Below are 10383 nucleotides of genomic sequence, written 5' to 3' on the forward strand. Positions count from 1 at the left end.
GGCCCCGCGCACGTGATGCGGCACTCCAGCGATCCGCTGACCGCCCTGCAGGCGCTGCTGGAGCACTGCCGGGTCCGGGTGAGCGGCCGGACGGACGGCAGCGGTTTCTTCGTCGCGCCCGGCTACGTGCTGTCCTGCGCGCACGTGGCGGGCGGCACGGCGGGTGCGCGGGTGCGGGTCGAGCACGGGGCGGCGGCGTACGGCGCGACGGTGCTGGCGGCCGCGCCGGACGAGTCCGCGGCCGACCGTTCCCCGTACGCGCTGTACCCGTACCCGGACCTGGCGCTGCTGGAGGTGGACGACCCGCCGGTAGGGCACCCGTGCGTGTGGCTGGATCCGGAGTCGCCGTCCTCCGGGACGAAGGTGACGGCCACCGGTTTCACCCTCGACCTGGGGCCCCGGACGGCGGTGCTGGACACCGGCGGGCGGACCGGTCCGTTCGGGCGGGCGCTGCTGGAGCTGGTGGCGGGCGAGGTCAACCGGGGCCTGTCGGGCGGGCCGGTGCTCAGCCACCGGTCGGGCGGGGTGGCCGCGGTGGTGAAGGCCACCCGGCAGGAGGACAGCGCGATGGGCGGCTACGGGGTGCCGGTGTCGGCGCTGCGGCTGCTCGATCCGGTGGTGTACCGGCGGGTGCTGGGCGCGCACGACCGCTTCCACGCCGCCGACGACCGGTGGCGTTCGCTCGCCGACGCGCTGGCCGAGGGGCAGCGGGCGGGCGCGGGCGCGGAACGCTCCGCGGACCGGGCGTTCCTGGCGCTGCTCACCGAGCTGCCCGCGGACACCTCCGCCGAGCTGCGGGCCGCGTTCCTGCGCGCCGCCCCGCCGGGCACCCCGGAGCCGGACCTGCCGCTGCTGGACCGCCGGGACGCGTACCTGGAGCTGGCCGCCCGGATCGTCCTCGGCGGCGACCGGCTGACGCCCGAACTCGCCTACTGCGCCGACCTGGTGTGCTCCCTGCCGCCCCAGCTGCCGGTGGCCCGGGGGCTGCGCGACCGGCTGCTGATCCGGGCCGGCGAGACCGGCCGGGGCGAGGCGGCCCGGCAGCGGATCGACGAGGACCCGCGCGGTGCGACGCCCACCGGAGCGGCCGTCGGAGCAGGTGCGGCGGGCGGCCCGGTGCGCCCCTCGGTGATCGGCCGGGTCCGGCACTCGCTGCGCGACCGCACCCGGTACCACGTGATGGTGTGGCAGTTCCGCAGCGCCGAGGAGATCGTCCCGGCCGGGGCCGAGTCCGGGGAGCTGACGCTCCCTCAGGCGCTGTCCCTGCTGGCCGAGTTGCTGCCGCCGCAGATCGAGGTGGTGGAGGCGCTGGACGGGACCGAGCGGGCCGCGCTGGTGGAACTCGTCCTGCCGCACGAGGCGCTGGACGAGGACTACGCGGACTGGCGGCTGTGGCCGGGGCTGGACTGGTGGACGCTGGGGCGCAAGCACCAGTTGGTGGTCCGCCCGCTGGAGCGCCACCAGGAGCCCCGGCTGCACCACGCCTGGCGCAGGCGCTGGGAGCGGCTGGACGTCCAACCGCTGGAGCGGACGCTGGTGTGCGTGTGCGGGCGCGGCCGCCAGCACCCCCGGGCGCTGGACGCCGCGTTCAACACCGACCCGGGGCTGACCGCACTGGCCCTGGCCGGGGCCCCGCGCGGCGAGGCGCTGTCCCGGGCGTTCCGGGTGGCGGTGGCCTCCGGCGTGCCGGTGATGCTGTGGGAGCGCGGTCGCGACCCGCGCCCGCTCGACCAGGACGCCTGCACCACCGGCTGCGCCGCCCCCGGACGGGGCGACTGCCCGGACGGCCGCTTCCTGCGCGCGGCCCGCAAGGCGCTCACCGGCACCCACCGGGACTCCCTCCCCGACCGGGTGTACGACCTGCGCAACGAGGCCGAACTGCACGAACCCGAGCACGCGGCCGCCCCGAACGGTCAGGCCGCCCCGGACGGTCAGGACGCCCCGCTCGGCCACCAGGTGGTCCTGCTCTGGGACGACCCGGCCCGCCAACTGCCGCGCACCCGCCTCGCCCCTGCCGCCACCACCACCGCTCAACCCGCCGACACCACCGCTCAACCCGCCGCCACCACCGCTCAACCCGCCAGCACCGTCCCGCCCACCACCGCTCAACCCGCCGCCACTGTCCCGCCCACCACCGTGGAAGGGCCGCCTTCCGTCCCCTCTCCCCGCACCCAGGAAGGACTTCCCCGATGACCCTCTGGCGCATCTACCAGGGCGTGGACGAACCCCACGACCGGATCGCCGACCTGCCGCCCCCGCCGCCCTGGCGGGAGTTCGACGGCGGCGCGGACGGCGCCCTGGCCCGGGTGGACCGCGACGCGGTCGGCGGCGGCCGTCGGCGCCTGCCCCGGCGGGCCGCGTACCGGGCCGACGAGCGCACCGTCGACGCCGTCAACACCGCGCTGTACCTGCGCCGTCCGCTGCTGGTCAGCGGTGATCCGGGCGTCGGCAAGTCCACCCTGGCCGACGCGGTGGCCCGCGAGCTGCGCCTGGGGCCGGTGCTGCGCTGGTCCGTCAACAGCCGCACCACGCTGCGCGACGGCCTGTACCGGTACGACTCGCTCGGCCGCCTGGAGGACGCCGGCCTGGCCCGCCACCACCCCCCCGCCGGCGCCCTCGCCGGAGCGCCCGTCCCCGGAACGCCCGCCGCCGCAACCTCCGACCCCGGCGCGCCCCCGCCCGCCCCGTCCGCCCCCTTCGCCGATCTCGGGCGGTACGTCAGCCTGGGCCCGCTCGGCACCGCGCTCGCCCCGTACGCGCTGCCCCGGGTGCTGCTGATCGACGAGATCGACAAGGGCGACCTGGACCTGCCCAACGACCTGCTCGACGTGTTCGAGGAGGGCGGTTTCGAGATCCCGGAGCTGACCCGGGCCGCCGACCAGCAGCCGACCGTCGCGGTGCGCCCGCACGACGGCGGGGCGGCCGTGTCGGTGACCCGCGGGTCGGTGCAGTGCCGGGCCTTCCCGTTCGTGATCCTCACCAGCAACGGGGAGCGGGAGTTCCCGCCCGCGTTCCTGCGCCGCTGCATCCGGCTGCACCTGCCGTCCGCGCACCAGGACGGCGAGCGGCTGCGCGCGATCGTCGAGGCCCACCTGCCGGGTGCGGGCGCGGCCGCCGAGGCCGCCGTCGGGGCGTTCCTCGCCCGGGCCGCGACGGGCGAGCTCTCCACCGACCAACTCCTCAACGCCGTCTATCTGTTGAGCCCGTCCGGCGGTGCCGCCGGAGCCGACCGGGAACGTCTGGTCGACCTGGTCATGCAGCACCTCAACGACTCCGCGCCCGGTCGGCCGTGACCACCGCCCGCACCCCCGGCCCGGAGCGGGACGCCGTCCGCCGACTGGCCGCGCTGCTCACCGACCTCACCGACCTCACCGACGACCCCGCCCCGACCGGACGCGAACTGGCCGAACTGCTCTGGCTGTACGCTGAGTTGGACGGACCGCCCCGCTCCGGACCGGACGGGCCGCCGCTCCTCCGCACCCCCGCGGACGCCGAGGGCTCCGCCCGCCCGCCGCACACCCCCGCCCCGCCCGGCCCGGCCCCGGAGCGCAACCCGCCGCCCACCCGCGACCGCCCGCTCCACCTGCCCGCCCCGAACCCCGACCCGGCCCCCGCCTCGAACTCCACCCCGGACTCCCGCCGGACGACCGGCCGGGACGCCCCGCGCACCCCGCGCACTCCGCCACCGGCCCCGCCGCTCCCCGCCGCGCCGATCCGGGTCGGCACCGCCCACGCACTGCCCCGCCGCCGCGAACTCACGCGCGCGCTGCGGCCGTTGAAGCGCCGGGTGCCGTCCGCCGACCGCACCGTGCTGGACGAGGAGGCGACCGCCGAGCTGCTCTCCCGCGACCCGCGCTGGTGGCCCGTCCTGGTGCCCGACCTGGACCGCTGGCTCGGCGCGCGACTGGTCGTGGACGCGCGCGGCGACAGCGCGGCGCTCTGGGAGCCGCTGGCCCGCGAGCTGTTCGCGCTGCTGGCCGCCTCCGGCCTCTTCCGGGACGTCCGGCTGCACCACCTCACCGGCCCCGACCTCCCGGGCGAGGGCACCGGCTCCGGCACCGCCCGTCCCGGACGCACCGCCACCTTCGTCCTCACCGACGGCGTCCACCCCGACTGGGCCGGTCCGCGGCTGCGCGCCGCGCTGCGCCGCCGGGCCCTGGCCGGGCCGACCGCCGTGCTGCACACCCTGCCCGAACACCTGTGGTCGCAGACCGCGTTGGCCCCCGAGCCGGGCCGCTTCCGCACCACCGCCCCGGCCGATCCGCACCCCCGGTTCACCCCGTACGCCCTGGCCCCGCCCCCGCAGCCGCCCGGCACCCTCGCCGTCCCCGTGCTCGGCCTGACCCCCGAGTGGCTGGCCCCCTGGGCCCGCGCCGTCGCCGGGCCGCACGCCTACGACGCGCCCGCCGTCCTGCTCGCCCCCGACGGCCGCCCCGGCGGCCGTCCCGGGCCGAGCGCGGTGCACCAACTGGCGCTGCCCGTCGGCGACTTCGACTCCTTCCTGGCCCAGGCGCAGCCCCGGGTCTTCCGGCTCGCCGCGCTGCTGGCGACCGTGCCGCTCAACTTCGGCGTGATGCGGCTGGTGCAGTCCGCGATGCTGCCGGACAGCCCGCCCGCCGACCTCGCCGAGATCGTCTTCAGCGGCATCCTGCACGCCGTCCCCGGCCGGTCCGCCGCCGAACCCCTGGAGCGCGCCTACGAGTTCGCGCCCGGCGTCCGGGAGCGCCTGCTGGCCACCCTGCGCCGCGACGAGGCCGAGCAGGTCGTCGCGACCGTCTCCGCCCACCTCGCGACCCGGCGCCCGGAGGTCGGCTCCCGCTTCACCGCGGCCTTCCCGGACCCGGCGGGCCCGCTCGCCCTCCCCGCCGACACCCGCCCCTGGGCCCGCACGACCGTCCCGGCACGGGCCGGGTCCACCACCGCCGGACGCCGCTTCTTCCTGTCGGTCGTCGGCGTCGCCGTCTCCCTCGGGGACGAGCCCCACTCCGCGGTCCTGTTCGAGCGGGTCGCCCTGCTGGCCCACGCGTTCGGCCGACTCGGCTACCGGCAGCCCGAGTTGAGCGGCGACCAGCAGGCGGTGCAGCTGCTGCGCGGCTGGGCGCAGGACGTCCGGCTCGGCCCCGACGACCTGGTGGTGGTCTACCTGACCGGCCACTCCATGGCGGCCTTCGGCCAGCAGGCCGAACTGCTGCTCCCGGACGGCCTCGCCGCGGTCCGCGGCCGCCAGGTGCGCCCCGTCCCCCTCCAGGAGTTCCGCCGCGCCTTCGGCCGCCTCGGCCGCCTGCTCCTGATCGTCGACCAGCAGCCGCTCCGCACCGAACCGCCCGCCCCGCCGCCGGGGCGCCCGCTGCTGACCCTCCTGTTCCGCCGCGGCCCCTCCGGCCGGAGCTTCGTCCACGCGCTGGCCGCCCGGATCGCCGGGATCGCCGACGGCGCCGCCCCGCCCGTCACCAAGGCCGACCTGCTGGACTCCCTCGACCCGCCGCCCGGGGAGGGCCTCCCGGCGGACGCCGCGGAGCAGGTCCTGCCGTTCTTCGCCCCCGAGACGCTGGTCCGCGAACCTTCCTTCCTGCTGGACGAGTTGATGTCCTGGCTCGGCCACGGCAGCAGGGACGACCTCCCCCGGGAGGTCGCCCGGACCCCGCAGTTGCGACTGGCCACGCTGCTGCGCTGCTTCCAGTGGCTCGCCGTCGACATCCGGCCGGTCGTCGTCGAGACCGACGGCCTGCACCCCGACCAGCTGTGGGGAAGGCTCAGCGTGCTGTTGGGCTCCCGCACGCACGACAGCACCCTGGACCGCCTGTCCGAGCAGCGCGACCGCCTGCTCCTGGTCCTGCTCTCCCGTCGACCGCTGCCCGACGACTTCCTCCGCACCCTCGTCGCCGCCCGGGCCCGCGTCCTGCTGGTCAGGACGCTCTCCTTCTCGCCGGACGACACGGTCCGGCTCCACCCCGGCCGGAACGAGGCGGAGATCCTGGAGGCCGCCGAGGAGGGCGCGTCCTTCGAGGAGAGCGACCGTTCCCGGGCCGCCGACGCCTACCGCCTCGTCCTGGACCTCGCCCTGACCGCGGGCAGCCGCTGGTGGTCGGTCGCGGCGACCGCCGCGCTGGACCGGCTCGGCGCCCCGCGCTCCACCCCGTACCCGACCCAGCTGGACCGGGTCCAGGCCGCCCTGAGCACCGTCCCGGGCGCCGCCGACGCCCTGCTCGACCTCTCCGCCCTGGTCCGCTCCCGCCCGCCCGACTTCGTCGCACAGGTCTACGCGACGCTCCGGGCCCTGATCGCCCACCGCGAGAACCCGGCCACCGGCGTCCACGCGGTCATCGACCCCTCCTCCCTGGACGCCCTGAACCGGCGGGACCGCGCGGCCGTCCGCAGCTGGATCGACAACGAGCTGGTCGAGACCTCCGACTCCCCCGAGGAACGCCTGGCCGAACTCGCCGCCCTCCTCGACCTACCGCTGATCTCACCGGCCCCGACCCCCACCGGCCCCCGCGTCCCCCCGTGGGTCTCCCGCCTCGAACCCCGCAGCGACCCCGACCGGATCGTCCGACTCGTGCCGCGGCCCGCCGTCGAGCGGCCCGCCTTCCTCGGCGGTTCCCCCGACCACCTCGCCCGGCGCCACTGGCGGTGCCCGATCCCGCTCTGCACCCGCTACGCGACCGGCCCCACGCCGCCGCCGCTGCCGGGCATCGGCCCGACGGGAGCCGCCGTCTGCGCCGAGCACCGCACCCCGCTGACCCCGGTCGGCCCCCGTCCGCTCCTCGCCCACCTCAAGGCCGTCGCCCAGCAGTTCTGCTCGGCCCAGTTCACCGTCGAGGAGGGCGCCTCGTTCCCGCTCGCCCTCTCCCCCGACAGCGTCCCCCTGGTGGTCTCCTTCCGGGACGGCACCGTCACCGTCCGGGCCACCGACATCGGCGCCCGCCACCGGCCCGCCGACACCGCCACCTGGCAGGACCTGGTCCCCGACCAGCCCGTCCCCTTCCCTCCCGGTGCCCGCATCGCCACCGCCCCCTACACCACCTTGGTCCGCACCGGCAGCCCCCTCCCCGGGGACGGCGCCGATCCGCCCCGCCCGGCCGCCTCCCCCTGAGACGAAACGCAACAGCACTTATACAAGCACTGTTACGATCGCCCCCGTGACCGAGCCGACCCTGCCCCCCGTCCCCGTCCCCGTCCCCGTCCCTGACACTGACACTGACACTGACGCCCCCACCCCCGACCCCACCGAGCAGAGCCTGTGGCGCCCGCTGCGCCTGCTGCAGGACGCGATCGAGGCGGACATCGCCCGGGTGTACGCCGATTCCCCCGTCGAGGGGCTCCGGTCGAGCTTCGTGATGGAACTGCTCCGGCTGCACGCCCGCGGGCCGATGACGATCACCGAACTGGCGGAGTCCGTCCAGCGCACGCACTCGGCGCTCAGCCAGAAGGTCGCGGCGATGCGGCGGGCCGGCTGGGTGGAGACCGCGCCGGGGGCGGACGCCCGGAGCAAGCGGGTGGCGCTGACCGCAAAGGCGCGGGAGGTGGTGGGGCGCCTGGCGGCCGAGTGGGAGGCCACCGAGGCCGCGCTCGCCGAGCTGGAGGCCGAACTCCCGTACCCGCTCAGCCGGGTGGTCGCGGACCTCGAACGGGCCCTCGCCCGCCGGAGCTTCCACGACCGGATCACCGCGAAGCTCGCCGCGGACCCGCGGTGGCGGTGAAACGGGCAGCGGCCGCGAAGCGGACGGGGGCGGGGACGGGGGCGGGCCGCCTGCTGCTCGACCTCGCGCCGCTGCGCGGGTCCGCGGCGTTCCGGCGGCTGTGGGTCGGCGGGGCGGTCTCCGGCCTCGGCAGCCAGATGGCGCTGGTGGCCGTGGTGTTCCAGGTCTGGGAGGACACCCGCAGCACGGTGTGGACCGGCGCGGTGGGCCTGGCGCAGGCGGTGCCGCTGCTGGCGCTCGGGCTGTTCGCGGGCGCGCTGGTGGACCACTCGGACCGGCGGGTGCTGTACCTGCTGGCCACCGCCGGACAGGCCGGGTGCGCACTGCTGCTCGCGCTGCAGGCGGTGCTCGGACGCCTCCCGACCGCCGGGGTGGTCGCACTGGTGGCGGTGCAGTCGGTGTTCGTCGCGGGCGCGGGCCCGGCGGCCCGGACGTTCCTGCCGCGACTGCTCCCGGCCGAGCAGGTCGCGGCGGGCCTGGCCCTCCGGCACGTCACCTTCCAGGGGACGATGCTGCTCGGCCCCGCACTCGGCGGGCTGCTGGTCGCGGGGGTCGGGGCGGGCGGCTGCTACCTGGCCGACGCGCTGAGCTTCGCGGCCGCCCTGTACGCGGCCTTCCGCCTGCCCCGGATGCGCCCGGCCGCCGGGCCGCAACCGCCTTCCGCCCCGCAACCGACCACCGCGCAGCAACCGCCCTCCGCCCCGCAACCGACCACCGCCCCGCAACCACCGTCCGCCCGCCCGGGCCTGCGCGACGTGCGGGAGGGGCTGGCGTTCCTGGGCCGGACGCCCGTCGTGCGGGCCGCGCTGCTCACGGACCTGGCCTCCACCGTACTGGCGATGCCGGTCAGCCTGTTCCCGCTGGTCAACGCGGAGCGCTTCGGCGGGGAGCCGCGCACGCTCGGGCTGTTCCTGACCGCGATCGCCGCGGGCGGCGTCACCGCGTCCCTGCTGTCGGGGGCGTTCACCCGGCGGGCGAACCAGTCGCTGGTGATGCTCTCCGCCGCCGCGACCTGGGGCCTCGCGCTGGCGTTGTTCGGCCTGGTGACGGGCCCGTGGGCCGGGTTGGCGCTGCTCGTGTCGGCCGGAGCGGCGGACACCGTGTCCGTGGTCGCGCGCGGCACCGTGGTCCAACGGCACACCCCGGACGCGCTGTTGGGACGGGTCGGTGCGGCCGAGCAGATCGTCGGGCAGGCCGGACCGGACTTGGGCAACCTGCGCGGCGGCCTGGTCGCCGCCGCGACCTCGGGCGCCACCGCCCTGGTCAGCGGCGGCCTGCTCTGCGTCCTCGCCGTCGTCCTGGTCGGGGTCGGCACCCCCGCCGTGCGCCGCCCGCCGACCCCCGCAGCGGAGCCACCACTCGCCTGATCCACCACTCGCCTGATCCACCGCCCGTCTGATCCACCGCCCGTCTGATCCATCGCCCGTCTGAGCGATCATCGAACGGGCCGCCGACGTCCCCACACCCGTGTGAGTGATGACCGCCGCCACCCGCACAGGTAACTTGAATGTGCGTGTGCGCATGAGGGCGACCGCCCGACCGCACCCGGCTCCTCCCCTCCTCCTTCCGCGCCCGCCGCCCCGCCCGTCCCCGCCGTTCGTCGCGGGCCGGTGCGCCGCCGCGCGAGTTCCCCTTCTTCCAAGTGTCGCTCTGCGCTGAGGAGTTGCTTTGGTCGAGCGCTGCGCTTTCGTCTTCCCCGGCCAGGGGGCCTACCTGCCGGGCGGGTTGGCCCGGCTTGCCGAGGACGAGCCCCTGGTCTCCGACACCCTGCACACCCTGGACGCGGCCGCCGCCCGACTCGGCCGGTCCGCCCCGTCCCGCCTCCTGCTCGACGAACGGGCCCCGTCCCTGGAGGAGTTGGTGCGGGACTCCCCCGCCGACCTGCACCTGGCGCTGTTCGCCGCCGAGACCGCCCTGTTCCGTCTCCTGACAGAGCGTCACCAGCTCTACCCCGATGTCCTGTTGGGCCACAGCTTCGGCGAACTGGTCGCCCTGACCGCCGCCGGGGCGTACCGGCCGGAGGACGGCCTGGCGCTGGTGGCCGCCCGTGACGAGGCCTTCGCCGCCCGCCCGCCGGAGCCGGGCGGGATGCTGGCGCTGGAGCTGTCCGCCGCCCGGACGGAGTCCCTGCTGCACGGGCTCGGCGAGTGGGAGGTGGGCGTCGCCGCCGACAACAGCCCGCGCCAGTGCGTGGTGTCCGGCCCGGCGGCGGCCCTGGAGCGGCTCCGGGGGAAGGCGGAGGCGGTGGGCGTCCGAGCGACCGCGCTACAGGTGCCGTACGCCTTCCACCACCGCCTGCTGGCCGCCGTCGCCGAGGAGTTCACCCACCGGGCGGCCGCCCTGCGGGCCGGTCCGACCCGCCACCTGCTGCACTCGGCGATCCTCGGCCGCCGGGTGGCGGACGGCGACGCGGTCGCCGAACTGGTCGCGGCGCACCTGGTGCGCCCGACCCGGTTCACCGAGGCGGTACGGCTGTTGCACGCGGAGGGGGTCGAGCTGTTCGTGGAGTGCGGCCCGCGCGCGGTGCTCAGCGGCCTGGTGACCGCGACGGTGCCCGGCGTCCGAACGCTCGCCCCCCTGCCCCGCCGGGTGAGCGGCCCCGAACTCGCCGCCCGGATCGCCTCCTTGCGCACCGGCCACCCCACTCCGCCTCCAGCCCCCACCCCCGCCCCCACCCCCGTCC

At 77.0% G+C, this 10383-nt stretch carries 6 protein-coding genes; all 6 read left to right on the top strand.

Annotated features, from left to right (window positions below; translation table 11 throughout):
• The first annotated feature begins 15 nt into the window (after positions 1-15).
• A complete protein-coding gene (locus tag OO57_RS17055; RefSeq protein ID WP_033253340.1) occupies positions 16-2193 on the top strand; it encodes a trypsin-like peptidase domain-containing protein in 2178 nt (725 codons plus the stop codon).
• Complete coding sequence (locus tag OO57_RS17060; RefSeq protein ID WP_033253341.1) at positions 2190-3293, top strand: AAA family ATPase; 1104 nt, start codon at positions 2190-2192, stop codon at positions 3291-3293. Before OO57_RS17055 ends, OO57_RS17060 begins: the two co-directional genes overlap by 4 nt.
• Positions 3290-7093 (top strand): SAV_2336 N-terminal domain-related protein, encoded by a 3804-nt coding sequence (locus tag OO57_RS39530; protein WP_051777805.1) that lies wholly within the window; start codon positions 3290-3292, stop codon positions 7091-7093. The genes OO57_RS17060 and OO57_RS39530 overlap by 4 nt, the downstream gene beginning before the upstream one ends.
• Before the next feature lie 46 nt (positions 7094-7139).
• The gene (locus tag OO57_RS17075; protein WP_234337371.1) at positions 7140-7700 is read left to right on the top strand and encodes a MarR family winged helix-turn-helix transcriptional regulator; all 561 of its coding nucleotides are present in this window, start codon (positions 7140-7142) and stop codon (positions 7698-7700) included.
• Positions 7697-9067 carry an MFS transporter gene (locus tag OO57_RS17080; protein WP_063737582.1) on the top strand — a complete coding sequence of 457 codons (1371 nt, stop codon included), beginning with the start codon at positions 7697-7699 and terminating at the stop codon, positions 9065-9067. Before OO57_RS17075 ends, OO57_RS17080 begins: the two co-directional genes overlap by 4 nt.
• Positions 9068-9368: 301 nt before the next feature.
• Positions 9369-10383: ACP S-malonyltransferase (locus tag OO57_RS17085; RefSeq protein ID WP_033253342.1), on the top strand; the 1015-nt coding region annotated here is incomplete at its 3' end.

The organism is Kitasatospora phosalacinea, assembly GCF_000717185.1.
Taxonomy (GTDB): domain Bacteria; phylum Actinomycetota; class Actinomycetes; order Streptomycetales; family Streptomycetaceae; genus Kitasatospora; species Kitasatospora phosalacinea_A.